At 64.5% G+C, this 24,788-nt stretch carries 26 protein-coding genes and 2 pseudogenes; 16 read left to right on the top strand and 12 right to left on the bottom strand.

What is annotated here, in order from left to right:
• From AC24YW_RS18300 to AC24YW_RS18310, 3 genes are all read left to right on the top strand, one after another.
• On the top strand, window positions 1-2,097 hold the full coding sequence (locus AC24YW_RS18300; protein ID WP_487484226.1) for a 3-hydroxyacyl-CoA dehydrogenase NAD-binding domain-containing protein: 2,097 nt from the start codon (window positions 1-3) through the stop codon (window positions 2,095-2,097).
• 7 nt (window positions 2,098-2,104) lie between these two features.
• Entirely contained in the window at window positions 2,105-2,512 is a 408-nt protein-coding gene (locus AC24YW_RS18305; RefSeq protein ID WP_487484022.1) for an acyl-CoA thioesterase, read from the top strand.
• Window positions 2,513-2,745: 233 nt separating this feature from the next.
• Window positions 2,746-2,937: a hypothetical protein gene (locus AC24YW_RS18310; protein ID WP_028134810.1), complete on the top strand. Its 192-nt coding sequence runs from the start codon at window positions 2,746-2,748 to the stop codon at window positions 2,935-2,937.
• A gap of 276 nt (window positions 2,938-3,213) precedes the next feature.
• Here the strand turns inward: AC24YW_RS18310 and AC24YW_RS18315 are convergent, their stop codons facing one another.
• Window positions 3,214-3,666, bottom strand: a complete 453-nt coding sequence (locus tag AC24YW_RS18315) for a nuclear transport factor 2 family protein (RefSeq protein ID WP_036013866.1) — start codon at window positions 3,664-3,666, stop codon at window positions 3,214-3,216.
• Window positions 3,667-3,821: 155 nt separating this feature from the next.
• Here AC24YW_RS18315 and AC24YW_RS18320 point away from each other — a divergent pair, with 155 nt between their 5' ends.
• On the top strand, window positions 3,822-4,508 hold the full coding sequence (locus AC24YW_RS18320) for an HAD family hydrolase (RefSeq protein WP_487484023.1): 687 nt from the start codon (window positions 3,822-3,824) through the stop codon (window positions 4,506-4,508).
• A 105-nt stretch (window positions 4,509-4,613) separates the two neighbouring features.
• A complete protein-coding gene (locus tag AC24YW_RS18325) occupies window positions 4,614-5,459 on the top strand; it encodes a DeoR/GlpR family DNA-binding transcription regulator (protein ID WP_487484024.1) in 846 nt (281 codons plus the stop codon).
• Between the two features lie 2 nt (window positions 5,460-5,461).
• On the opposite strand, the pseudogene AC24YW_RS18330 reads toward AC24YW_RS18325, so the two are convergent.
• The 4 genes and pseudogenes from AC24YW_RS18330 to AC24YW_RS18345 form a co-directional block, all read right to left on the bottom strand.
• A pseudogene (locus AC24YW_RS18330) lies at window positions 5,462-5,786 on the bottom strand (VapC toxin family PIN domain ribonuclease).
• A pseudogene (locus tag AC24YW_RS18335) lies at window positions 5,783-5,920 on the bottom strand (prevent-host-death protein); the annotation flags it as partial. The pseudogenes AC24YW_RS18335 and AC24YW_RS18330, both read right to left, overlap by 4 nt.
• A gap of 24 nt (window positions 5,921-5,944) precedes the next feature.
• Entirely contained in the window at window positions 5,945-6,361 is a 417-nt protein-coding gene (locus AC24YW_RS18340) for a PIN domain-containing protein (RefSeq protein ID WP_487484025.1), read from the bottom strand.
• Entirely contained in the window at window positions 6,361-6,612 is a 252-nt protein-coding gene (locus tag AC24YW_RS18345) for a type II toxin-antitoxin system prevent-host-death family antitoxin (RefSeq protein ID WP_487484026.1), read from the bottom strand. The genes AC24YW_RS18340 and AC24YW_RS18345 overlap by 1 nt, the downstream gene beginning before the upstream one ends.
• Window positions 6,613-6,890: 278 nt before the next feature.
• Between AC24YW_RS18345 and glpD the strand changes: the two genes are divergently transcribed.
• The 7 genes from glpD to AC24YW_RS18380 all read left to right on the top strand — a co-directional run bounded on the left by glpD (window position 6,891) and on the right by AC24YW_RS18380 (window position 14,595).
• The gene (gene glpD / locus AC24YW_RS18350) at window positions 6,891-8,441 is read left to right on the top strand and encodes a glycerol-3-phosphate dehydrogenase (protein WP_487484027.1); all 1,551 of its coding nucleotides are present in this window, start codon (window positions 6,891-6,893) and stop codon (window positions 8,439-8,441) included.
• Window positions 8,438-9,577 (top strand): ABC transporter ATP-binding protein, encoded by a 1,140-nt coding sequence (locus AC24YW_RS18355; protein WP_487484028.1) that lies wholly within the window; start codon window positions 8,438-8,440, stop codon window positions 9,575-9,577. The genes glpD and AC24YW_RS18355 overlap by 4 nt, the downstream gene beginning before the upstream one ends.
• Before the next feature lie 12 nt (window positions 9,578-9,589).
• The gene (locus tag AC24YW_RS18360; RefSeq protein ID WP_487484029.1) at window positions 9,590-10,675 is read left to right on the top strand and encodes an ABC transporter ATP-binding protein; all 1,086 of its coding nucleotides are present in this window, start codon (window positions 9,590-9,592) and stop codon (window positions 10,673-10,675) included.
• Window positions 10,675-11,577, top strand: coding sequence for a carbohydrate ABC transporter permease (locus AC24YW_RS18365; RefSeq protein ID WP_487484030.1), 903 nt, complete (start codon window positions 10,675-10,677; stop codon window positions 11,575-11,577). Before AC24YW_RS18360 ends, AC24YW_RS18365 begins: the two co-directional genes overlap by 1 nt.
• The gene (locus tag AC24YW_RS18370; RefSeq protein ID WP_036013847.1) at window positions 11,577-12,383 is read left to right on the top strand and encodes a carbohydrate ABC transporter permease; all 807 of its coding nucleotides are present in this window, start codon (window positions 11,577-11,579) and stop codon (window positions 12,381-12,383) included. The genes AC24YW_RS18365 and AC24YW_RS18370 overlap by 1 nt, the downstream gene beginning before the upstream one ends.
• Window positions 12,384-12,393: 10 nt before the next feature.
• Window positions 12,394-12,723: a DUF2160 domain-containing protein gene (locus AC24YW_RS18375; protein WP_487484031.1), complete on the top strand. Its 330-nt coding sequence runs from the start codon at window positions 12,394-12,396 to the stop codon at window positions 12,721-12,723.
• 129 nt (window positions 12,724-12,852) lie between these two features.
• Window positions 12,853-14,595: an ABC transporter substrate-binding protein gene (locus AC24YW_RS18380; protein WP_487484227.1), complete on the top strand. Its 1,743-nt coding sequence runs from the start codon at window positions 12,853-12,855 to the stop codon at window positions 14,593-14,595.
• 197 nt (window positions 14,596-14,792) lie between these two features.
• On the opposite strand, the gene AC24YW_RS18385 is transcribed toward AC24YW_RS18380, so the two are convergent.
• The 4 genes from AC24YW_RS18385 to AC24YW_RS18400 form a co-directional block, all read right to left on the bottom strand.
• A complete protein-coding gene (locus AC24YW_RS18385) occupies window positions 14,793-15,893 on the bottom strand; it encodes an alkene reductase (protein ID WP_487484032.1) in 1,101 nt (366 codons plus the stop codon).
• A 180-nt stretch (window positions 15,894-16,073) separates the two neighbouring features.
• Window positions 16,074-16,577 carry a DUF1993 domain-containing protein gene (locus AC24YW_RS18390; protein WP_487484033.1) on the bottom strand — a complete coding sequence of 168 codons (504 nt, stop codon included), beginning with the start codon at window positions 16,575-16,577 and terminating at the stop codon, window positions 16,074-16,076.
• 111 nt (window positions 16,578-16,688) lie between these two features.
• The gene (locus tag AC24YW_RS18395; protein WP_487484034.1) at window positions 16,689-17,957 is read right to left on the bottom strand and encodes a lytic murein transglycosylase; all 1,269 of its coding nucleotides are present in this window, start codon (window positions 17,955-17,957) and stop codon (window positions 16,689-16,691) included.
• 67 nt (window positions 17,958-18,024) lie between these two features.
• Complete coding sequence (locus tag AC24YW_RS18400) at window positions 18,025-18,252, bottom strand: hypothetical protein (RefSeq protein ID WP_487484035.1); 228 nt, start codon at window positions 18,250-18,252, stop codon at window positions 18,025-18,027.
• Between the two features lie 390 nt (window positions 18,253-18,642).
• Here AC24YW_RS18400 and htpX point away from each other — a divergent pair, with 390 nt between their 5' ends.
• From htpX to AC24YW_RS18415, 3 genes are all read left to right on the top strand, one after another.
• Window positions 18,643-19,602, top strand: coding sequence for a zinc metalloprotease HtpX (gene htpX, locus AC24YW_RS18405; RefSeq protein WP_487484036.1), 960 nt, complete (start codon window positions 18,643-18,645; stop codon window positions 19,600-19,602).
• Window positions 19,603-19,738: 136 nt separating this feature from the next.
• Complete coding sequence (locus tag AC24YW_RS18410; protein ID WP_487484037.1) at window positions 19,739-20,380, top strand: tetratricopeptide repeat protein; 642 nt, start codon at window positions 19,739-19,741, stop codon at window positions 20,378-20,380.
• Between the two features lie 206 nt (window positions 20,381-20,586).
• Complete coding sequence (locus tag AC24YW_RS18415; RefSeq protein WP_487484038.1) at window positions 20,587-20,979, top strand: DUF3551 domain-containing protein; 393 nt, start codon at window positions 20,587-20,589, stop codon at window positions 20,977-20,979.
• Between the two features lie 209 nt (window positions 20,980-21,188).
• Here the strand turns inward: AC24YW_RS18415 and AC24YW_RS18420 are convergent, their stop codons facing one another.
• On the bottom strand, window positions 21,189-21,524 hold the full coding sequence (locus AC24YW_RS18420; protein WP_487484039.1) for a hypothetical protein: 336 nt from the start codon (window positions 21,522-21,524) through the stop codon (window positions 21,189-21,191).
• A gap of 165 nt (window positions 21,525-21,689) precedes the next feature.
• Entirely contained in the window at window positions 21,690-22,490 is an 801-nt protein-coding gene (locus AC24YW_RS18425; RefSeq protein WP_487484040.1) for a hypothetical protein, read from the bottom strand.
• Between the two features lie 232 nt (window positions 22,491-22,722).
• On the opposite strand from AC24YW_RS18425, the gene AC24YW_RS18430 reads away from it, so the two are divergent.
• On the top strand, window positions 22,723-23,016 hold the full coding sequence (locus AC24YW_RS18430; protein WP_018648871.1) for an antibiotic biosynthesis monooxygenase: 294 nt from the start codon (window positions 22,723-22,725) through the stop codon (window positions 23,014-23,016).
• A gap of 148 nt (window positions 23,017-23,164) precedes the next feature.
• Here AC24YW_RS18430 and AC24YW_RS18435 read toward each other — a convergent pair whose 3' ends face one another.
• Window positions 23,165-24,610 carry a helix-turn-helix domain-containing protein gene (locus AC24YW_RS18435; protein WP_487484041.1) on the bottom strand — a complete coding sequence of 482 codons (1,446 nt, stop codon included), beginning with the start codon at window positions 24,608-24,610 and terminating at the stop codon, window positions 23,165-23,167.
• Window positions 24,611-24,788 lie beyond the last annotated feature (178 nt).

Here is a 24,788-nt window from a genome sequence, read left to right on the forward strand (position 1 = left end):
ATGGATTCAAAGATCATGACCGTGCTCGCCGAGCGCGTGCTGGAGCTCGGGCCGCGCCCGGCGCCGGAGGGGCCCTACAAGCACTTCAAGCTGACGCGAGATGAAGGCGGTGTCGCCTGGCTGCTGTTCGACCGCGCTGACGCCAGCGCCAACACGCTGTCCTCCGACGTGATGGAGGAGTTCGACGCCGTGCTCGCGGCGATCGAGACCGAGCGTCCCGCTGGTCTCGTCATCCGCTCGGCCAAGCCGTCCGGCTTCATTGCCGGCGCCGACGTCAATGAATTCCGCGGTGCCAGCGATCCCGGCATGGTGGAGACGCGCATCCGCGCCGCGCACGCGGTGGTCGACCATCTGGAAGCGCTCAAGCTGCCGACGGTCGCGGTCATCCACGGCTTCTGCCTCGGCGGCGGGCTCGAGGTGGCGCTGGCCTGCCAGGTGCGCATCGCCATCGAGGGGGCGCGTTTCGGCTTTCCGGAGGTGATGCTCGGCCTGCATCCTGGTCTTGGCGGCACGGCGCGGTTCACGGCGCTGGTCAACCCGACCCAGTCGATGGCCCTGATGCTGACCGGCCGCACCATTGACGCCCGCCGCGCCAAGGCGCTCGGCCTCGTCGACACCGTGACGCAGGAGCGGCATGTCCAAGGCGCGGTGAAGGATGCGCTGTTCGGCCGCCTGAAGCGGGCCAAGCCTGGACTGCTGACGCGCGCCGCCAATCTCGGGCCGGTGCGCGGCCTGCTGGCCAAGCGCATGCGCGCGGAGGCAGCGAAGGCCGCATCGCGCGAGCATTATCCCGCGCCTTACGCGCTGATCGATCTCTGGCAAACGCATGGCGGCAGCAAATCCGCGATGCTGAAGGCCGAGCAGGCCTCGTTCGCCAGGCTGATGGTGACGCCGACCGCGCAGAATTTGATCCGCGTCTTCTTCCTGCGCGAGCAGATGAAGAAGGTGGCAGGCGCCGGCAGCTCAGTGAAGCATGTCCATGTCATTGGCGCCGGCGCGATGGGCGGAGACATCGCCGCCTGGTGTGCGGGGCAGGGCCTTCGCGTCTCGCTCGCCGACATGAAGCCGGAGCCGATCGCAGGCGCGGTGAAGCGCGCGGCCGACCTCTACGGCAAGATCATCCGCAAGCCCACCGACGTACGCGACGCGCTCGATCGCCTGATGCCGGATATGGACGGCGAGGGCATTCGCAGCGCCGACCTCATCATCGAGGCGGTGCCGGAAAAGCTGGAGCTGAAACAGAAGGTCTATGCCGGCATCGAGCCGCGCATGAAGCCCGGCGCGATCCTTGCGACCAACACGTCCAGCATTCCGCTGCAGGACCTGCGCGCCACGCTGGCGCGGCCGGACCGCCTGGTCGGCCTGCATTTCTTCAATCCGGTGTCGCGGCTGCAATTGGTCGAGGTCGTCAGCCATGACGGCAACGATGCACAGGTTCTGAAAGAGGCGCTCGCCTTCGTCGGAGCGATCGACCGCCTGCCTTTGCCTGTAAAGAGCTCGCCCGGCTTTCTCGTCAATCGCGCGCTGACGCCCTACATGCTGGAAGCGATGGTGATGCTGGACGAGAAGATCGACCAGCGCCTGATCGATGAAGCGGCCGAGCAGTTCGGCATGCCGATGGGTCCGATCGAGCTGGCCGATCAGGTCGGGCTCGACATCTGTCTCGACGTCGGCGACATGCTGCGCACCAAGTTCGGCGATCTCCTGCCGCCGACGCCGGCCTGGCTGCGCGAGAAGGTCGCCAAGGGCGAGCTCGGCCGCAAGACCGGCAAGGGTTTTTACACCTGGAAGGACGGCAAGGCGGAGAAAGCACCATTGCCGGAGACCGGACCGCGCGTCACCGACCAGATGATCGACCGCCTGGTGCTGCCGATGTCCAACGTCTGCGTCGCGGCGCTTCGCGAGGGCATCGTCGACGACGCCGATGCCGTCGACGGCGCCATGATTTTCGGCACGGGTTATGCCCCCTTCCGCGGTGGCCCACTGAATTACGCGCGCGCACGCGGCGTGGAAAACATCGTATCCACTCTGCGCGCGCTGGCGGAACGATTCGGCGCGCGTTTCGCGCCCGACCCGGGCTGGGACAATTTCAAGTGAGAGGCATATGAGCGAACAAGCGACCGGGCCGAGCGGGGATCTCTGCATCCGCACGCTGGCGATGCCGGCCGACACCAATGCCAACGGCGACATCTTCGGCGGCTGGCTGCTCAGCCAGATGGACGTCGGCGGCGGCGTGTTCGCCTCGAAGGTCGCGCGGTCGCGCACCGTGACGGTCGCGATCGAGGCGATGAATTTTCGCAAAGCGGTCTATGTCGGCGATCTCGTCTCGGTCTATGCCAACCTCGTGCGCGTCGGGCGCACCTCGCTGACCGTGCATCTCGAGGCCTGGGCATTGCGGCGCAAGGAGCTGCATCCGTTCCTCGTCACCGACGGTCATTTCACCTACGTCTCGATCGACGACGACGGCCGTCCGCAGGCGATCCAGCGAAACGATCCGCCGATCGCGACGTAATCGCGCGCGACGCACTGTCCCATCTTGCGAAGGCCTTGCAGCGCCGCAGAACGCGGCACGAGCAGGTCACATCGTCGCGGCTCCGCCAAGAACCAGTCAAGAACCAGTCATAAAACGGATGAGGTCCCGGCGTACTCAAATGCGTGTCGATTCGGGGTGGAAACGGGCCAAATGCCCTGGGAACCTTTGGGCAGGAGCACCGTTATTTGCCCGCACTGAGGAAGCCACGGACTATGCCGGACAGCTACATCATCGAAGTCGATTCGCAGACCGCGGGTATCGTCGTTCGTTCTCAAGGGGGCTACTGCTTCTTCGCATCATCCCACCGCTTCAACCGCCTTGAAGGCCAGCTGTTTCGCAACGCCCGCGAAGCCGAGCGCGCCGCGCGCAAGCTGGTGAACGGTGATGTGAAGGAGGCGGCGTAGCCGCCGTCTGGTCATTCCGGGGCGCGCGAAGCGTGGTGGGAATTTTTTGCCGCCCTTGATGTTGCTTCCTTCTCCCCTTGTAGGAGAAGGTGGCATAGGCGGCCTTCGGCCGCTGTCCAATTGGACGCCGATGCTTCGCATCGGCTATGGCGCCGGATGAGGGGTTCTATCGGCGCGTTCACAAGCTAGAGATTGCTTCGCAGAAGCAACCCCTCACCCGTATCGCCGCTACGCGGCGAGCCACCCTCTCCCACAGGGGGAGAGGGTTAATGCGCATCACAACTTCGTCGCCGCCCGCGACAACAGCTTCCACTCGTCGCCTTGTTTCTGCCAGTTCATCAGGATGTGAAGGTTGGTCGATACTTTCTTCCCATCGGCCGCCATCTCCTGCTCGCCCAGCCAGTGGAAACGCACGATGGCTGCGGGACCCACGACCTTGATGGTGGGATCCTTGTATTCGATGGACAGAAACTTCGACTTGCCGTCGGTCGCGTTGGCGATGAACGCCGCCTTGTCCTCGACCTTACCGCTGGAATGGCTATAACTCAGCTCTTCCGCGCATAGCGCGCCGAGCGCCTTGGGATCGGCCGCGATCTGGGCGAGGCGGAAGGCCTCGACCCTCTTCGCCACCGCGTCCTCGTCTGCCGAAGCGGCGAGCGCCGGCGTCGCGAACGCAAGCGCGGAGACGGCGAGCGTCGAGAGAGCCAGATCGCGTCGATTGATCGTCATCGTTTCCTCCTTTTTTGATCTTGCAACCAGTGTTGCAGTCGCGCGCGGCTTTGTCGAGTGTCGCCTGCTGGTCATGTGGATGCGTCATTGCGCGATCGGGGCTGTATTGATACGCCTTCCGCATCGATGCGTCGCGCATTTGGGAAGTTAAGGAAATGATCGAGACCAAACACGATGGAACGGGCCGGGCTTTGTTGTTCGACATCGACGGCACGCTCGCGGACACCGACCCGTTGCACTTGAAGGCTTTCAACCAGGTGCTCGGCCCGCACGGGCATGTCTTCGATCACGCACGTTTCTCCCGCGAGCTGCAGGGCTTCGCCAACATCGCGATCGGCGATCGTTTCCTGTCCCACGAGGCGCCGGAGCGTCGCGCCCTGATTCTCGAAGAGAAGGAGGAGGTCTTCCGCACGCTGGTCGCCGGGCAGATCGCGCCGCTGCCGGGCCTGATGGCCCTGCTCGACCGCGCCGACGACGCCGGCATTCCCATGGTCGCCGTGACCAATGCGCCGCGTCTCAACGCCGAGCTGCTGCTCTCCGGCCTCGGCATCACGCATCGCTTCAAGGCGCTCGTGATCGGCGCGGAGCTGCCGCACGGCAAGCCGCATCCGCTGCCCTATCAGGAAGGGCTGCGTTTCGTCGGTGCGCGGCCGGAAAGCTCGATCGCATTCGAGGATTCCCGCACCGGCGTACAGTCCGCAACGGCCGCGGGCATTCCGACCATCGGCATCCGAACCAGCCTCAGCCATGCTGACCTGGTTGGAGCAGGCGCGGTCACGTCCGCGAGCGCCTTCGACGATCCGACGCTGCTCGCGCGTCTCGCAAGTGTCATGGCTTGGTAAGAACTGGCGTGGTAAGGCCTCCATCGGTTAACCGTGATCGGCGTCCGCATTGACCGAGGGCGCAAACCGCCGCACCATGCATCATTCTGATGTGAGGCCTTTGCCGTGACCGGATTGACCCATCGCCAAGCCGAAATCCTCAACATCGCGCGCGCCTCCGGCCGCGTCATGGTCGAGGAGCTCGCGCGCCGCTTCGAGGTGTCCGCGCAGACCATCCGCAAGGATCTCAACGATCTCTGTGAGCGGCGTTCGCTGACCCGCATCCATGGCGGCGCCATCATCGCCTCGGGCGTGGAAAACCTCGCCTATGAGGCGCGCCGCTTCGTCGCCGCCGACGAGAAGAAAGCCATTGGGGCTGCCGCCGCTTCGCTGATCCCGAACGGCTGCTCGCTGTTCATCAACATCGGCACCACGACGGAGGAGGTGGCGAGCGCGCTGACCTCGCATGAGGATCTGCTCGTCATCACCAACAACCTCAATGTCGCGATGCTGCTGTACCGCCATCCCCGCATCGAGGTGGTGGTCGCCGGCGGCACGGTGCGGCGCGCCGATGGCGCCGTGGTCGGCTCGACCGCGACGCAGCTGATCGGCCAGTTCAAGGTCGACTACGCTATCATCGGCGCCTCCGCGATCGACGAGGAGGGCGCGCTGCTCGACTTCGACTATCGCGAGGTGCAGGTGGCGCAGGCCATCATCGCCAATGCCCGTAGCGTCATGCTGGTCGCCGACTCCACCAAGCTACGCCGCAGCGCGCCGGTGCGCATCGCGCACATCACCCAGATCCAGACCTTCGTCACCGACCAGGAGCTGCCCGAGCGCCTCGCCACCATCTGCCACAGCAAGGGCATCGAGGTGGTCGAGGCGATGCCGAAGGGCGCCGATATCGACGATACGCCGGCCGACGCCCAGGAAGCCGCGCCGGAATCCGCACCGGTGGTGCGGCTGAGATAGGGCTAAGCCTCGTCCCACGGGTTGAGCAGCGGAACGCCGAAGGCCGTAAGATCCTTCACGTTGCGTGTAACGAGCGTGAGATCGTTGACGAGCGCAGTCGCCGCAAAGAAGCCATCCATGACGGACAATGCGACGCCGCTCTTGCGGCTCTGCGCCATCAGGTCACCCCAGCGCTCGGCCACTGTTTGGTCTAAGAAGCTCGGCGATCGAGGCGACGCTGATGAACGCACGGTCCTCGTCGATCGCATCGAGCCATGCCACAACATTTGGCGAAGGCACGGGCCGCTGAACTTCCGAAAGCACGTTGGTGTCCAGCAGAAGGTTCATGGCACTTCGTCGCGTGGCACGTCGTGGACCCGGTCGAGTTCAACGTCGACGCCGCGCAATGGCGAGGCCAGCAGGAATTCGGCCAGGGTGCCCTTGCGGGCTGTCTTGCGCGCCCATTCCTCGACGGAAACGATGCGCCTCACCATTCAAGGGCGCGATTACACGGCGTCCCAAGGATTGAGCAGCGGAGAGCCCGTCGGTTCGAGATCCCCCACATTGCGCGTCACGACTGTCAAGCCGTGAACGAGCGCGGTCGCCGCAATGAGGGCGTCGCGTTCGGCCCTCCGGTTGGGAACGTGAAGTTGGGCACAACGCTGTGCCACGGCCGTATCGATCGGCAGTATTCGCCCCTTGAAGCGGGCCAGAATGTGTTGGTCGATCCAGGCGCGCAGGACAGCGCCTTGCGCCGCGTCGTTGCGCTCGATCAGGCGTGCGCCCAGCTCGATTTCGAGGATCGAGATGACGGAGATGAAGAAGCTTGCCGCGGGCACTGTGTTGGCCCAAGCGAGGACTTTGCGATCCGCTCGATCCGGTCGCCTCAATTCCGAAATGACATTGGTGTCCAGCAGGAACATCAGTCGAGTTCAGCAGCCCTGAAGATCCCCTCGTCGATGCGAGGCGGATCGAAATCAAAATCCGCATTCGTCTGCGCCAGAGCTTCCGCAAGGCTCATCTGTCCGCCGGTCAGGCGCAAGTAATCCTCGATGGTCAGCAGGACGTGGGCTGGGCGGCCGCGGTCCGTAATGAAAACGGGTCCTTGCGATGCCGCTTTCTTGGCGCCGCTGGTGTCTTGATTGAATTCTCGGCTGGTCAGGGTGGTCACCATCGTCTGAGGCTCGAAATCCGTGGCACGTCGGATTGGGGAATGTATGTAGAAATGTTGCTACATACAAGCCGGCCGGTTTGACCATACCGGGGCTGCCGTTCAATCGTGCGGCTTGACGCAACTCCATCGATCCACCTGCCGATTTCGTCACCTCGTTGCCCACCAAAAAAGTCCCTCTTTCGCTTCCTTTCGCCTCTCTTTCATCTTGCTTTCGTTTTTCGGTGTGATCTAATCAAAAACGAAAGTAGCCGCCCGATGGAACGAGCGGTCGCCGGGGGATGCGTCTGTTGGAGCGTATTTTCGATCTCGCCATCATTGGAGGCGGTGTTAACGGCTGCGGCATCGCGCGCGACGCGGTAGGCCGCGGCAACACGGTTTTCCTGTGCGAAATGAATGATCTGGCGAGCGGGACCTCGTCCTGGTCGACCAAGCTCGTGCATGGCGGCCTGCGCTATCTCGAATATTACGAATTTCGGCTGGTCCGTGAGGCGCTGATCGAGCGCGAGATCCTCTGGGGCATCGCACCCCACATCATCCGGCCCCTGCGTTTCGTTTTGCCGCATCACGCTGGCCTGCGCCCGGCCTGGCTGCTGCGCCTCGGCCTCTTCCTCTATGATCACATTGGCGGCCGTCACCTGCTGCCGGCGACCCGCTCGGTCGATCTCAAGCGCGATGAGGTCGGCAAGCCGTTGATCCCGAATCGCTACAGCCGGGCCTTCGAATATTCCGACTGCTTCGTCGACGACGCCCGCCTCGTCGTCCTCAATGCGCGCGATGCCGCCGACAAGGGCGCCGAGATCCGGACCCGCACCCGCGCCACCGAGATTCGCCAGTCGGACGGCCTCTGGACCGTCAGCCTGGTCGATACGCTGACTGGCGCGCGGTCGCAGATCCAGGCCAAGGCGCTGATCAATGCCGGCGGGCCCTGGGTCGAGGACGTGCTCGGCCGCGGCGCCGGCGTGAATGCGAAAGCCAAGGTGCGTCTGGTGCAGGGCTCGCACATCGTCGTGAAGAAGCTCTACGACCACGACCGCGCCTACATGTTCCAGAATGCCGACGGCCGCATCATCTTCGTGATCCCGTACCAGGACGACTTCACGCTGATCGGCACCACCGACCGCGACTACGACGGCGATCCCGCCAAGGTGAAGGCGACGACCGAAGAGATCGAGTATCTCTGCAAGGCGGCCAGCGAATATCTGGCGAGGCCCGTCGCGCCTGGCGACGTGGTCTGGACCTATTCCGGCGTGCGTCCGCTCTATGACGACGGCGCCAGCGAGGCCAAGGCCGCGACGCGGGATTACGTGTTCGAGCTCGACACGCCCGGCGGCGTGCCGCTGCTGTCGATCTATGGCGGCAAGATCACGACCTATCGCAGGCTCGCCGAGGAGGCCTTGGAGCGCCTTGCGCCCTACTTACGCAGTGCGAAAGCGCGCGAGGGCTGGACCGGCAAATGGCCGCTGCCGGGCGGCGACATGAACGTATCCGACATCGACGGCCTGATCGCCGAGCTGCAGCGCGGCTATCCCTTCCTCAGCCATGAGCATGCGCGGCGCCTGGCGCGCGCCTATGGCACCCGTGCCACCAAGCTGCTCGGCGATGCAAAATCGGCTGCGGATCTCGGCCAGGCCTTTGGCGCCACGCTGACCGAGCGCGAGGTCCGCTATCTCATGGCCAACGAATGGGCCGTCACCGCCGAGGACGTGGTCTGGCGCCGTTCCAAGCTCGGCCTGCGACTATCTGCCGATGAGATCGCGACCCTCGACGACTGGATCAGGAGCCACGCCGTGGCGCAAAGTCCCCTGCTGGAAGCGGGAGGACGCTCATGACCGTGACACTCGATCACGTGACCCGGACCGTGGAGGGCGTGCCGCACATCCGCGACGTCTCGCTGACGCTCGAGAGCGGAACCCTCAACGTGCTGCTCGGGCCGACGCTGTCGGGCAAGACCTCGATCATGCGGTTGCTCGCCGGCCTCGACAAGCCGACCACGGGCAAGGTGTTCGTCAACGGCAAAGACGTCACCGGCGCCGACGTGCGCCAGCGCTCGGTTGCGATGGTCTATCAGCAGTTCATCAACTACCCCTCGTTCACGGTCTACGAGAACATCGCCTCGCCCTTGCGCGTGCAGGGCAAGCCCCGCGACGAGATCGAGGCACGCGTCGCGGAAGCCGCAAAGCTGCTGCGGCTCGAGCCGTTCCTGAAGCGCACGCCGCTCCAGCTCTCCGGCGGCCAGCAACAGCGCACCGCGATCGCGCGCGCGCTTGTCAAGGGTGCCGACCTGGTGCTGCTCGACGAGCCGCTCGCCAATCTCGATTACAAGCTGCGCGAGGAACTGCGGGCGGAGCTGCCGCGCATCTTCGAGGCCTCCGGCGCGATCTTTGTCTATGCCACCACCGAGCCGACCGAAGCGCTGCTGCTCGGCGGCAACACGGTGTGCATGTGGGAGGGCCAGGCGCTGCAGATGGGCGAGACCGCAAACGTCTACCGCCGCCCGCAGACGCTTCGTGTCGCCCAGGTGTTCTCCGATCCGCCGCTCAACCTCGTCGGCATCGAGAAGAAGAACGGCTCCGTGCAATATGCCGGCGGCACGTCCTCGCCGGCCTCGGGTCTCTATGCCTCGCTCGCCGACGGCACCTACCGCGTCGGCTTCCGCGCCCATCAGCTCGGGCTCGCCAATGGCGAGACCGATCGCCACGCCTTCCACGCCACTGTCACGGTGACCGAGATCACCGGTTCGGAGAGCTTCGTGCATTTGACCCGCGACGGATCGAACTGGGTGGCGGTGCTGCACGGCGTGCACGAGTTCGAGCCCGGCCAGACGTTGGATGCCGTGCTCGATCCCAATGATGTTTTCGTATTCGACGCGGCGGACCGGCTGGTCGCCGCGCCGGGCATAGCGTTTTCAAGCGAAGTGCGTAGCGGTTCGCGCGAAGAAAACGCGTCAAACAGAAGAAGCTCTTGAGGGAGATGCGCCATGGCCCGCATTGACCTCGTCGATCTCGCCCATTCCTACGGCGGCAACGATGCGCCGCAGGAGAGCTTTGCGCTCAAGCCGGTGACCATGACCTGGCGACAGGGCGGCGCCTATGCGCTGCTTGGCCCTAGCGGCTGCGGCAAGACCACGCTGCTCAACGTCATCTCCGGCATCATCACGCCGTCGCGGGGGAAGATCCTGTTCGACGGCAAGGACATCACACCGCTGTCAACCCAGAAGCGCAACATCGCGCAGGTGTTCCAGTTTCCGGTGATCTACGACACCATGACGGTGGGGCAGAACCTGGCGTTCCCGCTGAAGAACCGCGGCGTGCCGAAGGCCGACATCGACAGGCGCGTCGCCGAGATCGGCCGCCTGCTCGATCTCGAGCCCTATCTGAACCGCAAGGCCACGCGCCTGACTGCCGACGCCAAGCAGAAGATCTCGCTCGGCCGCGGTCTCGTGCGCAACGACGTTGCCGCCGTGCTGTTCGACGAGCCGCTGACCGTGATCGATCCCGAGCTGAAATGGCAGCTCCGCTCCAAGCTGAAGGCGCTGCATCGCGAGCTCGACCTCACGATGATCTACGTCACCCACGACCAGACCGAGGCGCTGACCTTCGCCGACACCGTCGTGGTCATGCATGACGGCCGCGTGGTGCAGAGCGGCACCCCCGCCGAGCTGTTCGACAAGCCGGCGCATACGTTCGTCGGCTATTTCATCGGCTCGCCAGGCATGAACATCCTGCCGGCCGAGGTGAGGGGGCGCGAGGCCAGGATCGACGGCCACGTCATCGCGCTGAACCGCAGCTACGACAACCTGCCTGCAGGGGCGAAGATCGAGATCGGCGTCCGTCCCGAATTCGTCGAGGTGGTCGCGCCCGCACCCGGCTTGCTCACGGCCAGGATCGAGCGCATCGACGATCTCGGCCGCATCCGTTTCGCGCGCGTGCGCGTCGGCGAGGCCAAGCTCGCGGCGCGCGCTCCTGGCGGCTTCACCAGCGCGGACGGCAGCGCCGGGCTGAAATTCGATCCGTCGCACGTCCACGTCTATGCCGACAGCCTTCTGCTGGAGGGAGCCGCCTGATGGACAAGACCGTCAACCAAAAAGCCTGGTTCCTGGTGCTGCCGGTGTTCCTGGTCGTCGCCTTCTCGGCGGTGCTGCCGCTGATGACGGTGGTGAACTATTCGATGCAGGACACCTTCGGCAACAACCAGTTCTTCTGGAACGGCGTCGGCTGGTTCAAGGAGCTGCTCGATCCCTCCACCGATCTCGGCGGCCGCTTCCTCGCCTCGCTCGGCCGCAACCTGTTCTTCTCGCTCGTCATCCTCGCCATCGAGGTGCCGCTCGGCATCGTCGTTGCGTTGTCGATGCCGCGCGAGGGCTGGACGGTGGCGGCCTGCCTCGTGATTCTCGCGCTGCCGCTGCTGATCCCCTGGAATGTGGTCGGCACCATCTGGCAGATCTTCGGGCGTCCCGACATCGGCCTGCTCGGCTACGTCCTCAATGCCATGGGCATCGACTACAATTACGTCTCCAACGACGTCGATGCCTGGGTCACGGTCATCGTGATGGACGTCTGGCATTGGACCAGCCTCGTCGCGCTGCTGTGCTATGCCGGCCTGAAGTCGATTCCCGAAGCCTATTATCAGGCCGCCCAGATCGACGGCGCCTCGCGCTGGGCCGTGTTCAAGGCGATCCAGCTGCCGAAGATGAATCGCGTGCTCTTGATCGCGGTGCTGCTGCGCTTCATGGACAGCTTCATGATCTACACCGAGCCGTTCGTCGTCACCGGCGGCGGGCCCGGCAATTCCACCACCTTCGTGTCGATCGAGCTCGTCAAGATCGCGCTCGGCCAGTTCGACCTCGGCAAGGCCGCCGCGCTGTCGCTGGTCTACAACCTGATCATCCTGATCGTCTGCTGGATCTTCTACACCGTGATGACCAATGCCGGCGCCGAGCGCGCCGTGAAGGAAGGAGCCGCGTGATGCATTCGATCCCCGGCCGCCGCCTCATCATGGGGCTGTTCCTGATCTTCCTGCTGCTGCCGATCTACTGGCTGGTCAACATGAGCTTCAAGACCAACAGCGAGATCGTCTCGACGATGACGCTGTGGCCGCACACCCCGACGCTGCAGCACTACAAGCGCATCTTCACCGACGAGAGCTGGTATTCGGGCTACATCAATTCGCTCGAATACGTCGTCCTCAACACCATCATCTCGATCGCCGTGGCGCTGCCGGCGGCTTACGCCTTCTCGCGCTACCGTTTCCTCGGCGACAAGCATTTGTTCTTCTGGCTGCTGTCGAACCGCATGGCGCCGGCCGCGGTCTATGCGCTGCCGTTCTTCAATCTCTATTCGGCGATCGGGCTGTTCGACACGCCCTGGGCCGTCGCGCTCGCGCACTGCATCTTCAACGTGCCGCTGGCGGTGTGGATCCTCGAAGGCTTCGTCTCCGGCGTGCCGCGCGAGATCGACGAGACCGCCTTCCTCGACGGCTATTCGTTCCCGCGCTTCTTCATCAAGATCCTGGTGCCGCTGATTGCGAGCGGCATCGGCGTCGCCGCATTCTTCTGCTTCATGTTCTCCTGGGTCGAGCTGCTGCTGGCGCGCACGCTGACCTCGGTGCACGCAAAGCCCATTGCCGCGATCATGACGCGCACAGTCTCGGCCGCCGGCATGGACTGGGGCCTGCTCGCCGCCGCCGGCGTGCTCACCATCATCCCGGGCGCGCTGGTGATCTGGTTCGTCCGCAACTACATCGCGCGCGGCTTCGCGCTCGGCCGGGTTTGAGGAGGCATCAATGGAATCCATCGCATGGATGGCCTGGACGCTGCCGACCGCGATCTTCTTCGCCGCGCTCGCGTGCACGCTGGCGCTGATGACCTGGCTCGCCGCGGTCTATCCCGAGGCCGAGCGCGTTGGCGTGCTGCGCATCCCGACCACGCGCGGCGACCGCCTGTTCATCTCGCTGATCGCGGCCGCCGTCATCCACCTCGCATGGATCGGCCTCGTCGGCACCGACGCGATCGCCACGCTGCCCGTCGGCGAGGAGGGGTTTGAAATCTCGAGCCTGTGGCTCGCATCAGGAATTTCGCTGGTCACGGCCGCGCTCATTTTCCGCACGGTCTGAAGCTCGCGAAGGGACGGCCAGATCCGGGACCAACCCGGGCCTGTATAAAGTTTGTCGCTGCAACGGAGGAACAACATGCGACAGTTTAGGAGAAGGAAAGGTCCATTGACCAAGAATCGTTTTTTGACCATGTCCAGCGCCGCTGCGATCATCGCAGTGTCGTTCGCCGTCTCGGCACCGGTTCGTGCCGCCGACGAGGCCGTGATCCAGAAGTGGATCGCGGAATTCACGCCCTCGACGCTGTCGAAGGAAGACCAGAAGAAGGAGCTGGAGTGGTTCGCCAAGGCGGCCGAACCGTTCAAGGGCATGGAGATCAACGTCGTCTCCGAGACGATCACGACTCACGAATACGAGGCGCAGACTCTCGCCAAGGCGTTCTCCGAGCTCACCGGCATCAAGCTCAAGCACGATCTCATCCAGGAAGGTGACGTCGTCGAGAAGCTGCAGACCCAGATGCAGTCGGGCAAGAACGTCTATGACGGCTGGATCAACGATTCCGACCTGATCGGCACGCATTTCCGCTACGGCCAGACCATTGCGCTGTCGGACTACATGACCGGCGAGGGCAAGGACGTCACCAACCCCATGCTCGACGTCAACGACTTCATCGGCAAGTCGTTCGGCACCGGGCCGGACGGCAAGCTCTACCAGCTGCCCGACCAGCAGTTCGCGAACCTCTACTGGTTCCGCTACGACTGGTTCACCAATCCCGACTACAAGGCCAAGTTCAAGGCCAAGTATGGCTACGAGCTCGGCGTGCCCGTGAACTGGTCGGCCTATGAGGACATCGCCGAGTTCTTCACCAACGACATCAAGGAGATCAACGGCGTCAAGGTCTACGGCCATATGGACTATGGCAAGAAGGATCCTTCGCTCGGATGGCGCTTCACCGACGCCTGGCTGTCGATGGCCGGCAACGGTGACAAGGGCATTCCGAACGGTCTGCCGGTCGACGAATGGGGCATCCGCATGGAGGGCTGCCGCCCGGTCGGCTCTTCGGTGGAGCGTGGCGGCGACACCAATGGTCCGGCCGCAGTCTACTCGATCACGAAGTATCTCGAGTGGATGAAGAAGTATGCGCCGCCGCAGGCGCAGGGCATGACCTTCTCCGAGTCCGGCCCCGTGCCGTCGCAGGGCAACATCGCCCAGCAGATGTTCTGGTACACCGCCTTCACTGCCGACATGGTGAAGCCCGGTCTGCCGGTCGTGAATGCGGACGGTACGCCGAAGTGGCGTATGGCTCCCTCGCCGCACGGCTCCTACTGGAAGGAAGGCATGAAGCTCGGCTACCAGGACGCCGGCTCCGCCACGCTGCTGAAGTCGACGCCGCCGGATCGCCGCAAGGCAGCCTGGCTCTATCTCCAGTTCATCGTCTCCAAGTCGGTGAGCCTGAAGAAGAGCCATGTCGGTCTCACCTTCATCCGTGAATCCGACATCTGGGACAAGTCGTTCACCGAGCGTGCGCCGAAGCTCGGCGGCCTGATCGAGTTCTACCGCTCGCCCGCGCGCGTGCAGTGGACCCCGACCGGCAACAACGTGCCCGACTATCCGAAGCTCGCGCAGCTGTGGTGGCAGAACATCGGCGATGCGTCGTCCGGTGCGAAGACGCCGCAGCAGGCGATGGATGCTCTCGCGGCGGCCCAGGACTCCGTGTTGGAGCGTCTGGAGAAGTCCGGCGTGCAGGGCGCTTGCGGTCCGAAGCTGCACAAGAAGGAGTCGGCCGAATTCTGGTTCGCCAAGGCCCAGAAGGACGGCACCATCGCGCCGCAGCGCAAGCTCGCCAACGAGAAGCCGAAGGGCGAGACGGTGGACTACGACACCCTGATCAAGTCGTGGCCGGCGCAGCCCCCGAAGCGCGCGGAAGCGAAGTAAGCGGCGCGTAGAGCGACATCAAACACGAAAGGCCGGGAGCGATCCCGGCCTTTTCTCTTCCGTGAGTTCGCCGCGCCGCTTCCACATCGTCCTTGCGAGCGCAGCGAACCAATCCAGAATCTTTCCGCAGAGGCAGTCTGGATTGCTTCGTCGCTTCGCTCCTCGCAATGACGGAGGACGGAGCGACCGACGCGCCGCTACTCCGCCGGCTCGGCCGCGAGCGTCGGATAATCCGTGTAACCCTTGGCGCCGCCGCCGTAGAAGGTGTTCTTGTCCCAGTCGTTCAGCGCCGCTCCCTGCTTCAGCCGCTCGACGAGGTCGGGGTTGGAGATGAACGGCTTGCCGAAGGCGATGAGGTCGGCGGCGTTCGCCTCCAGCACCTTGCTGGCGAGGTCGAAATCGTAGCCGTTGTTGGCGACATAGGCGCCCGAGAAGCGCTTGCGCAACGAGGCATAGTCGAACGGCGCGATGTCGCGCGGCCCGCCGGTGGCGCCTTCGACCACGTGGAGATAGACCAGCTTCAGCGCGCTGAGGCCGTCGACGATGTGATCGTACAGGGCCTGCGGATTGGAATCCGAGATGTCGTTGGCCGGCGTCACCGGGGAGATCCGGATGCCGGTGCGCTCGGCGCCGGCCTCGGCGACGACGGCCCTGGAGACCTCCAACATCAGCTTCGCGCGGTTCTCGATCGAGCCGCCATAGGCGTCGTTGCGCTTGTTGGCGCCGTCCTTGGCGAATTGCTCGAGCAGATAGCCGTTGGCGCCGTGGATCTCGACCCCGTCGAAGCCGGCTTCCAGCGCGTTCTTCGTGGCGCGCTTGAAGTCGTCGATGATTGCAGGGATTTCGGAGAGCTCGAGCGCGCGCGGCTCGGAGACGTCGGCGAAGCCGCCATTGACGAAGGTCTTGCCCTTGGCGCGGATCGCGCTCGGTGCCACCGGGGCTGCGCCATTCGCCTGCAGATCGACGTGCGAGATGCGGCCGACATGCCAGAGCTGGATGAAGATCTTGCCGCCGCGTTCATGCACCTTGTCGGTGACCTTGCGCCAGCCGGCGACCTGCTCCTTGCTATAGATGCCGGGTGTGTCCTGGTAGCCCTGACCTTGTTGCGAGACCTGGCTCGCCTCGGTGATCAAGAGGCCTGCGGAGGCGCGCTGGGCGTAATAATCGGCGGCGAGCGGACCGGGCACGAAGGTGCCGGGTACGGCGCGGTTGCGCGTCAGCGGCGCCATGACGAGGCGGTTGGCCAGCGTGATCGGGCCGAGCTTGTAGGTCTCAAACAATTTGGTCGAACGGCTCATGGGGAATGCATCCGGGCGGTGAGAGGTCTCGAACACTTGTGCATCGCGGCATCGGGCGCAAGGGATGAGCCATACGGAAAGTGCAGGCGAGCTACGCGGCAGGGCGCGCGTAGCATAATTCATGTGCAATCTCGGCTGCGACAGCGAAATCCTGCTGTCGCGGCCGTGCGATCTCGCAAATCAGTTCGCGCCGAGGAAATCGCGCTTGCCGATCTCGACGCCGTTGTGACGCAAGATGCCGTGGGCGATCGCGGCGTGGAAATAGAGGTTCGGCAGCGAGAACGAGCTCAGGAATTGCTGTCCATTCATGGTGATGGTCTTGCCGGGGCCGATCGGAAAGGTGACGTCCTTGCCGTCGGCGCCCTCGAACTGCTCGGGCTTGAAGGATTTGACGTAGTCGATCGTCTTCGCCAGCCGCTGCTTCAACTCAGCGAAGCTCGTTTCGGTGTCGGGCGTCGCGGGCACCTCGCTTTGCGTCAGCCGCGCACAGCCTCTGGTCGCATAGTCGGTGACGAGCTGGACCTGACGCGACAGCGGCAGCATGTCCGGGAAGAGGCGCGAGCCGAGCAGGACGCTGGGATCGATCTTCCTGGCCGCGCAATGCGCCTCAGCTTTGGTGAGCAGTCCGGTCACGCTGTTCAGCATCTGCAAATAGGCGGGGACGACGGCGTCGTAGAAGGACATGTGATGCTCGCTTCAAATGGTGGGAAATCTCAGGAGAATACCTGAGCCACTCACATGGGAGCCTCATGGAAAAATACAATTGCGGACAGCGGCTTGTGCGATGCGAAAATTCTACCGCACCGTCGCCTGTGGCTGCGCCTGCGCCGTGCCGCCGCGCATGCGCGCAAGCAGCTCGGCGGTCGGCCAGGAATCCGCCGGCAGGCCGTACTTGATCTGCATCGCCTTCACGGCAGTGCGGCTCTGCTGGCCCAGCACACCGTCGACCTTGCCCACGTTGAAGCCGGCGCGCACCAGCAATTGCTGCAATTCCTTGAGCTCGTTGAACGGCAATTGCGCGACCGGCGCCGCCGGCTTGCGCATCGGCGCGGCCCCGGCGATGCGCGAGGCGAGATAGCCCGCGGTGGTCGCGTAGATCAGGGAGTTGTTCCACTCGGTGTAGGCCGCGAAGTTCGGATAGGCCATGAAGGCCGGGCCGAAACGCCCCATCGGCAGCAGCACGGACGCTGCGAGATTGTCGTTCGGCAAGGGCCGGCCGTCGGGATAGGTGACGCCGAGTTGCGCCCATGTCGAGCGCGGCTCGCGCACGGTGAGATCGGTCTTTTCCCACGGCAGGTTCGGCGGCACCTTGATCTCCTCCAGCCACGGCTCGCCGCGCCGCCATTTCAGCCCGTTTGCGATGTAGTTTGCGGTCGAGCCGATCACGTCGGCCGGCGAGCGCAACAGGTCGCGCCGTCCGTCGCCGTCGTAGTCGACGGCGTAGTTGACGTAGTGCACGGGCAGGAATTGAGTCTGGCCGAGCTCGCCGGCCCAGGAGCCGATCATCTCGTCGGGATGCAGATCGCCGCGGTCGATGATCTTCAGGGCCGCGATGGTCTCGTTCACGAACATCTCGGAGCGGCGGCAATCATAGGCCAGCGACACGAGCGATTTCAGCGTCGGCAAATTGCCCATGTTGGCGCCGAAATCGCTCTCGAGGCCCCAGAACGCGGCGATCACGGCGGGCGGCACGCCGTATTCCTTTTCCGCGCGCGCAAACGCCGCGGCGTATTGCTTGATGTGCTGCTGTCCGTTCTGCATGCGATAGGCCGCCGCCATGCGGCCGGCAAACTCGGTGAAGAGCTGGCCGAACACGCGCTGGCCGCGGTCGCGGTTGACGATGCCCTGGTCGTAGACGAGATAGGGCGAGGCCTCGGCGATCGTACGCTGCGACACGCCGGCGGCCAATGCCTGTTGCTTCACCTCGGCCAGGAAGCGATCGAAGCTCGCGCCATTGTGGCACGCAGCGGCGCGCGGCGAGGGCGCCGCCTTGGGGGCAGCGGGCTTGGGGGGCGGCGGGGCGAACTGGGCGAAGGCGGGAGGGGCAAGCGAGACGGCGATCATTGCGGCCGCAAGTCGAGAACCAAAGCAGTTCATCGGCATCAATATCTCTGGTGCTGACGCGGAGCTGCTAGGCGGCCAAGACGGCGCGTTTCACAGCGAGGGGAAGGGCGATTTCGCGAAAGAAGGCTTTCGGATAAAGGTAGTCCTCGCCCGATTCATCGACAATCCGCAGCATGCCGAGTTTGTCGGCCGCGGGATCGCGCGGCGTGACATAGACCTTGCGCTTCTCGAGGGAGGCTTCGTAGCCCTCATTGTCCACGCAGATGACCAATTGCTTGCTTCGCGACTTCGTCATGATTCCCGGAACAGGTTCTTGATCTTGTATTCCTTGCGGCCAATGCCCGCAGCCTCATACCAATGTATCTCAGCAAGACAGGTAGAGCCATCGGATAATCGCACCCGCGCAATGCCCTTGCGCTTGCGCCAGCGTCCCCGACCATAGATCCGTCGCAGCCGTGCGACCTCGCGGATGTCCGAGCCGCTGGCGAAGGTTTTCGACCTCGGTAATGTCGCCGAGAATCTCGAAATGCATGGAAATGATGGTGCCCGGGGGGCTCAGGTTGGGTCAAGTGCCGCGGCTCCGCGACGCACCCCGAAACCTTGCATCCCGGGCGGGGTCATCCCCACCTGATGTGGGCCGGCCTGCAGCGCTTCCAGCGGACGCGGCCGGCCAGGAGAGACGGCCATGAACTATTTTCGTACCGCAATGCTGCTCGCAGGCCTGACCGCCCTGTTCATGGGCGTCGGCTATCTGATCGGCGGCGCCTCGGGCGCCATGATCGCGCTCGTCATTGCCGCCGCAATGAACCTCTTCACCTACTGGAACTCCGACCGCATGGTGCTGTCGATGTACGGCGCCCATGAGGTCGATCGTTCGACCGCGCCGGAGCTGGTCGGCCTCGTCGCCGAGCTCGCGGGCCGGGCCGGCCTGCCGATGCCGCGCGTGTTCGTGATGGACGAGATCCAGCCCAACGCGTTCGCCACCGGCCGCAATCCGGAGAATGCCGCGGTCGCGGTCACCACCGGCCTGATGAACCAGCTCAGCCGCGAGGAACTCGCCGGCGTCATCGCGCACGAGCTCGCGCACATCAAGCATCACGACACGCTGCTGATGACCATCACCGCGACCATCGCCGGCGCGATCTCGATGCTGGCGCAGTTCGGCATGTTCTTCGGCGGCAACCGCGAGAACAACAATGGTCTCGGCATCGTCGGCTCGATCCTGATGATGATCCTCGCTCCGCTCGGCGCCATGCTAGTGCAGATGGCGATCAGCCGTACCCGCGAATATGCCGCCGACGATCTCGGCGCGCGCATCGTGGGACAACCGATGTGGCTGGCCTCTGCGCTGGTGAAGATCGAGGGCGCCGCGCACCAGGTCCCGAACTTTGAAGCCGAGCGAAACCCTGCGACTGCGCATATGTTCATCATCAATCCGCTGTCGGGCCACGGGGTGGACAATCTGTTCGCCACCCACCCCTCGACGCAGAACCGCGTCGCCGCGCTCCAGCAATTGGCGGCCGAGCTCGGCGCGCGCGCGGCGCCGTCGGTCGGCGCCAACGAGAACTATCCGCCGCGCGGGCCGTGGGGCCGCTCCGCCTCACGCGGTCCCTCACGCGGTCCTTCACGTGGCCCTTGGGGCTGACGCAGCCGGCAAGGGATTGCGGCCGGCTTTGTGATCTGGCGCACACAGGGTCATTTCGACTGGTGCTAACACCCTCGGCGTGACCATTCCTTCGAAAGGGGATGCGTGGCCGGCCCGCAGCCGGCCACCGTCGAAGATGACCAGAATTGCCGTGCCATTGCTGATCGTCGTTTGCGTGCTCGTCGGCTTGTCCACGCACATGGTCGTCAATTGCGGCGACGAGGACGATCCCGACATCTGCTCGGCCGTGATCGGCTTCTCGCCGCTGCGCGGCTCGCTGATCGCCTTCGCCTATGCGGGGCGCGGGCGGATCGCGCTGCGTCACGGCGATTTCAAGCGGGCGATCGCCGATTTCGACGAGGCCATCCGCCTCAATCCCAACCGCGCTTCGCTCTATCGCGACCGGGCGCTGGCGCGGCGGCAGAATGGCGACCTCGAGCTCGCCATTGCCGATTACGACGAGGCGATCGCGCATGATCCCAAGCGCGCCGCACCCTATCACCAGCGCGGTCTTGCGCTTGCCGCCACCGGCGATCTCGATCGCGCCATCCTGAGCTACAGCACCGCGGTCCGGCTCGACCCCTCCGATGTGCAGGCTCGTCTCGATCGCGGCCTTGCGTTGCTCGCCCGCGGCCAGACGGACGACGCCCGCGCCGATTTCGAGGCTGCGCTGGCGCTGCCCGCCGGCAAGGACGGTCAGGCGCGAGAGACCGCGCGCGCCATGCTCGCCGAACTCGCCAGCGCCGAGCCGACATTGGTTGCCGCGCCGCGAAGGTGACGTCTGGCGCGGCATTCGCGACACCTTCTCACGTCTTTAGGACAGGCGGCTTGCCGTATAACGGCGAGACTGGTGGGAGATGCCGACAGCGAGACTGTCGCGGTCGTCTGCTGCGCGTATGAACCAATTCATCAAGTCTTGAGTTGGATCAAGACTGGCGGGGGGCCAGAGTGCACCCCTGTCGTGCGTCTCTGGAGGAGGGTACCATGTGCAAATGGGCTTTGACGATTTTGACCGTGACTATCGCCCTGACAGCGGGGCAGGCTCGGGCCCAAAAATATGACCCGGCTTATCCCGTTTGCCTGAACGTCGTTTCTCGCGGAATGACCCCTTACTACCGGTGCAGCTTCACGACGATGGATCAATGCAGGGCGTCGGCAAACGGCCAGATGTGCGTTCTCAATCCCTATTACGCCGGTCCTGCGGCGAAAGGAAACGCTCGGCGTCAGCATCGCCAGACCTATGCGCCCCCGAGGCCGCCGGTCCACTACCGGGCTGCACCATACAACCAGTTCAATGAACCCTATTATGGAGCGTCCCAAGGTTACGCGCCTGGCGAGAAAGAGCGATTTCTCCAGAGCGTGAGACAATACATGTAAGGGATGTCGCTCGACCGTGTTGGCGCAGCGCATGCCTGGGGTGGCAGGGATCGTCGAGGTCGCAGCCGCCCCCCGATTGCGGCGGGCGCGCGAGCGCGTTCTGCGAAAGCGCAACGCGGCGATCCGATTCCATTCGGATATGACAAGGCAGACAGGACGGCGAGCCTGCCGACCGCCAACCCGCGGCGGCGATCAGGGAGGAGCAACGGCTACGTCTTCTTTTTCGCTTTGGCTTTCTTTGCGGCCTTCTCGTTCTTTGCCTTCTCCGCCTTCACCGTAACAGGCGTGCTGGCGGCCAGGCGCATCGACCGCGCGTAGCTGTCGGCGACGTTGTCGGCAGACATCTGCAGGCGCTTGGCGGCCGCATTGGCCTGCTCCATGGTGGCCTTGGCCATCATCTTGAAACGCTCGCCGGTCTCCTTGCCCTTGGCCTTGGCCGCAAGGCTGTTGAAGCGATCCCGCCGCTCCTTGGCACGGGTCATCAGGCCCGTATGCAGCTGTCTGGCCAGTTGCCGGATCACGACATCCAGGTCGGCGTCCGCCATGGTCTCTCATCCCCTTCGAAAACGGTATCGATGCGGGCGGGACTATGCAGATCGGACCCCGGCTTGGCAATTCCCGGCTGTGCGTCATCCGCAGCTTACCGAGCGAGCGCAACAAAAAAGCCGCGCTGTGCGCGCGGCTCTTTGGCTTGGCTTGGCGCCTTCCACTCACTTGAGCGAGGCGACCGGGCCGTTCGAGGCCGCCGGCTCCGGGTCGAAGCCGAACACGCCGACCAGATATTTGTAGTAGTCCGGCATCTTCTCCTTGAGCGCCTCGCGCGACTTCGGATCGTGGAATTCACTCTTTCCGGCCAGGAAGATGCTGGCGGTGACCGCGAAGAACTCCATCGGATTCTTCATCGCATAGGATTCCTTCGGCAAGAGATCCTTGGACTTGGCGAGGGCGTAATAGGCGATCACGCCCTTGTTGGCGTAGCCGTCCGGCAGCAGCCGCGCGTGGAAGGCGTGCAGCAGCTCGTGCAGCAGCACGGCCTCCTTTTCGTAACGCATCATGTCCGGCCGCAGCATGATCACGCCGAGGCCCGAATCGACCGCGAGGTCGATGGCATTTGGATTGGTCCAGCGCTGCTTGGCGGGATCCCAGACCGTCAGGGTCCGGGGCGCGGTGCGCTGCATGTCCGGCGTGACCCGGCCGTAGCAGGCGGTGGCGGCGCCTTCGTCGAGGCAGGCGAGCTCGCTCGCGACGATCGGAACGGTGTGGAAGAAGCGCAGCACGCGCGGAGAGAGGCCGACGCCTTCGACGACGTCGATCTGGCTCTTCAGGTTTTCGGTGAGCTTGTCGACGTCCTTGCGGTCGCGGTTCTCGGAGATGTCGAACATGTAGCCGCGGTAGCTCTGGAATCCCGGCGGCAGCGGCTGCGCCGCGTTGGCATCGAGCGAACCGGCGATGCTTGGACTGGCGAAGAGCGCGCCGACGATGGTTGCGGTCAGCAGCAACGCAATGCGCATGATGAACCCCCTGATGTCACTTCGCCCGGCAGATTAGGCCGCCCTTGTTTGCGAAAAGTGAGTGCGGCGAGACTAAGGCGCCGATGTTGAGGCGTGCTTAACCGTTGGTTGCAGATCGCGGAGACGGATTAGGGCCGGGTTAACCAAGCGTGGATCGGCGGCACGGTTCGGCGTACCATCCGCCTCCGGGCAACAGGCCCGGAAGTCCAGACAGCCGGAAGGGGAGGATGCCATGTATGCCGCCATCCGTCAGGCCAAGGCGAAAAGCGGGAGCGCGGAAGAGCTGACGCGCCGCATCAAGGACGGCGCCGTTCCCATCATCAGCGACGTCGAAGGTTTCCGCGCCTATTACGTCGTCTATGCCGGCGACGACACGGTCACCGCGATCTCGATCTTCGACAAGTTCGAGCAGGCCGAGGAAGCGAACAAGCGCGCCATCGCCTGGATCGAGAAGGATCTCGGCCCGCTGCTCGCCGGCGATGCCCGCGCCGTGGCGGGACCGGTGATCGTGCATACGCTTGCGTGAGGGCGCACGCTATTGATGATCGGAGCGGCGACCACACACTCGGTCGTCATGCCCGGGCTTGACCCGGGCATCCACGTCTTTCTGCGCACGCGGAAGCGCGGGGATGGCCGGGTCAAGCCCGGCCATGACGGAAGAGAGAGTGCGTCCCTCACAACTCCCTTGCATTCGAGAACGCAAAGCTCGACACCCGCCGCGTCGTCTCGTCCAGGATCAGCGTGCGCGTGATCGGCGGCTCGGCGCGCTGGGCGCAGTTCTCGCGCTCGCAGAGGCGGCAGTTGACGCCGATCGGGGTGCCCTCGGCCTTCTCCAGGTCGATGCCGGTGGCGTAGGTCAGGCGGACGGCGTGGCGGATCTCGCAGCCGAGGCCGATGGCGAAGCGCGGCTGCGGCAGCGGATGCGGCGCCACGGGGCGGCGCACCATCTGCGCGATCGAGAAATAGCGCGTGCCGTCGGGCAGCTCGATCACCTGCTTGAGCAGGCGGTCCGGCGTGTCGAAGGTCGAATGCACGTTCCAGAGCGGACAGGTGCCGCCGAATTTCGAGAACGGGAAGGTGCCGGAGGAGAAGCGCTTGGAGACGTTGCCGGCATTGTCGACGCGCAAGAGGAAGAACGGAATGCCGCGCGCGTTCGGCCGCTGCAGCGTGGTGAGGCGATGGCAGACCTGCTCGAAGCCGGAATTGAAGCGTTGCGCCAGCACGTGGATGTCGTAGTTCAGCGCCTCGGCGGCCGCGAGGAACGCGGGGTAGGGCATCATCACGGCGGCCGCGAAGTAATTGCCGAGCGTGATCCGGAACAACCGCCGCGGCGCATCGTCCAGCGGGCCGGCCCGGCCGATGATGGTCTCCAGCGCCTGCGCGCATTCCGCCAGGCCCAGCTGGAAGGCGAGCTGGAATGCGCGGCCGGGCGGATCGACCAGCTCCGAGATCAAGAGCTGACGGCGGTGGCGGTCGAATCGGCGGAGCGTCTCGCGCATCACGTCGACCGGCATGATGCGGGTCTGGATCGAGTGCTTCTCACGCAAGCGCGCGGCGAGCGCGGCATAGAGTCCCTCCGCAGGCACGTTCAGCTCGTCGCGCAGATTTTCCGCGGCCTGCTCCAGCTCCGGAAAATAGTTGCGGTTGGCCTCGATCAGCTCGCGCACCCGCTCGACCGGATTGGCTTCAAAGCGCGTGCCGACGTCGCGGTCGGCCATCTGCGCCGCCGCCAGCGTCTCGCCCTGGCGCGCCTCGGTATAGGCCGCGTAGAGCCGCTGCAGCGCGTGGGTGACGCCCGGGCAGAGCTCGGCGAGGTCGCGCAGCTCCTGCTTGGGCACGTCGATCTGTCGGAACAGGGGATCGGAGAAGATCTCGTTCAGCTCGGCGAAGAAGCGGTCCTCGTCCGCAGTGGCGAGGTCGCGGAGGTCGAGGTCATAGGTCTCGGCGAGCCGCAGCAGGATCTGCGCCGTGACCGGGCGCTGGTTGCGCTCGATCAGGTTGACGTAGCTCGGCGAGATCCCGAGCCCCTCGGCGATCTGGGTCTGCGACAGCCCCAATTGCTGCCGGATCCGCCGGAAGCGCGGGCCGACGAAAAGTTTCTTGCCGGAATCGGCGGGCATGTCTCAGGTCTCCGGACTCAATTAGGTCAGAAAGATTGACCTATTATTTACAAACTTTACAAAGTGACATCTATTACACGTTCAAATGTTACATGACATCACCAATAAAAAACAAGTCATCTATACGAAGTTTGTGTTTTCGCGTTTAGCTCCTGACACGCATCTCGCAATGCATTGT

The organism is Bradyrhizobium sp. USDA3516 (genome assembly GCF_057651995.1).

Bases quoted from the DNA above. Each gene is read 5' to 3' on its own strand.
- AC24YW_RS18300 (WP_487484226.1), top strand. From the start codon at position 1: ATGGATTCAAAGATCATGACCGTGCTCGCCGAGCGCGTGCTGGAGCTC.
- AC24YW_RS18305 (WP_487484022.1), top strand. From the start codon at position 2,105: ATGAGCGAACAAGCGACCGGGCCGAGCGGGGATCTCTGCATCCGCACG.
- AC24YW_RS18310 (WP_028134810.1), top strand. From the start codon at position 2,746: ATGCCGGACAGCTACATCATCGAAGTCGATTCGCAGACCGCGGGTATC.
- AC24YW_RS18315 (WP_036013866.1), bottom strand. From the start codon at position 3,666: ATGACGATCAATCGACGCGATCTGGCTCTCTCGACGCTCGCCGTCTCC.
- AC24YW_RS18320 (WP_487484023.1), top strand. From the start codon at position 3,822: ATGATCGAGACCAAACACGATGGAACGGGCCGGGCTTTGTTGTTCGAC.
- AC24YW_RS18340 (WP_487484025.1), bottom strand. From the start codon at position 6,361: ATGTTCCTGCTGGACACCAATGTCATTTCGGAATTGAGGCGACCGGAT.
- AC24YW_RS18345 (WP_487484026.1), bottom strand. From the start codon at position 6,612: ATGGTGACCACCCTGACCAGCCGAGAATTCAATCAAGACACCAGCGGC.
- glpD (WP_487484027.1), top strand. From the start codon at position 6,891: ATGCGTCTGTTGGAGCGTATTTTCGATCTCGCCATCATTGGAGGCGGT.
- AC24YW_RS18355 (WP_487484028.1), top strand. From the start codon at position 8,438: ATGACCGTGACACTCGATCACGTGACCCGGACCGTGGAGGGCGTGCCG.
- AC24YW_RS18360 (WP_487484029.1), top strand. From the start codon at position 9,590: ATGGCCCGCATTGACCTCGTCGATCTCGCCCATTCCTACGGCGGCAAC.
- AC24YW_RS18365 (WP_487484030.1), top strand. From the start codon at position 10,675: ATGGACAAGACCGTCAACCAAAAAGCCTGGTTCCTGGTGCTGCCGGTG.
- AC24YW_RS18370 (WP_036013847.1), top strand. From the start codon at position 11,577: ATGCATTCGATCCCCGGCCGCCGCCTCATCATGGGGCTGTTCCTGATC.
- AC24YW_RS18375 (WP_487484031.1), top strand. From the start codon at position 12,394: ATGGAATCCATCGCATGGATGGCCTGGACGCTGCCGACCGCGATCTTC.
- AC24YW_RS18380 (WP_487484227.1), top strand. From the start codon at position 12,853: ATGTCCAGCGCCGCTGCGATCATCGCAGTGTCGTTCGCCGTCTCGGCA.
- AC24YW_RS18385 (WP_487484032.1), bottom strand. From the start codon at position 15,893: ATGAGCCGTTCGACCAAATTGTTTGAGACCTACAAGCTCGGCCCGATC.
- AC24YW_RS18390 (WP_487484033.1), bottom strand. From the start codon at position 16,577: ATGTCCTTCTACGACGCCGTCGTCCCCGCCTATTTGCAGATGCTGAAC.
- AC24YW_RS18395 (WP_487484034.1), bottom strand. From the start codon at position 17,957: ATGATCGCCGTCTCGCTTGCCCCTCCCGCCTTCGCCCAGTTCGCCCCG.
- AC24YW_RS18400 (WP_487484035.1), bottom strand. From the start codon at position 18,252: ATGACGAAGTCGCGAAGCAAGCAATTGGTCATCTGCGTGGACAATGAG.
- htpX (WP_487484036.1), top strand. From the start codon at position 18,643: ATGAACTATTTTCGTACCGCAATGCTGCTCGCAGGCCTGACCGCCCTG.
- AC24YW_RS18410 (WP_487484037.1), top strand. From the start codon at position 19,739: ATGACCAGAATTGCCGTGCCATTGCTGATCGTCGTTTGCGTGCTCGTC.
- AC24YW_RS18415 (WP_487484038.1), top strand. From the start codon at position 20,587: ATGTGCAAATGGGCTTTGACGATTTTGACCGTGACTATCGCCCTGACA.
- AC24YW_RS18420 (WP_487484039.1), bottom strand. From the start codon at position 21,524: ATGGCGGACGCCGACCTGGATGTCGTGATCCGGCAACTGGCCAGACAG.
- AC24YW_RS18425 (WP_487484040.1), bottom strand. From the start codon at position 22,490: ATGCGCATTGCGTTGCTGCTGACCGCAACCATCGTCGGCGCGCTCTTC.
- AC24YW_RS18430 (WP_018648871.1), top strand. From the start codon at position 22,723: ATGTATGCCGCCATCCGTCAGGCCAAGGCGAAAAGCGGGAGCGCGGAA.
- AC24YW_RS18435 (WP_487484041.1), bottom strand. From the start codon at position 24,610: ATGCCCGCCGATTCCGGCAAGAAACTTTTCGTCGGCCCGCGCTTCCGG.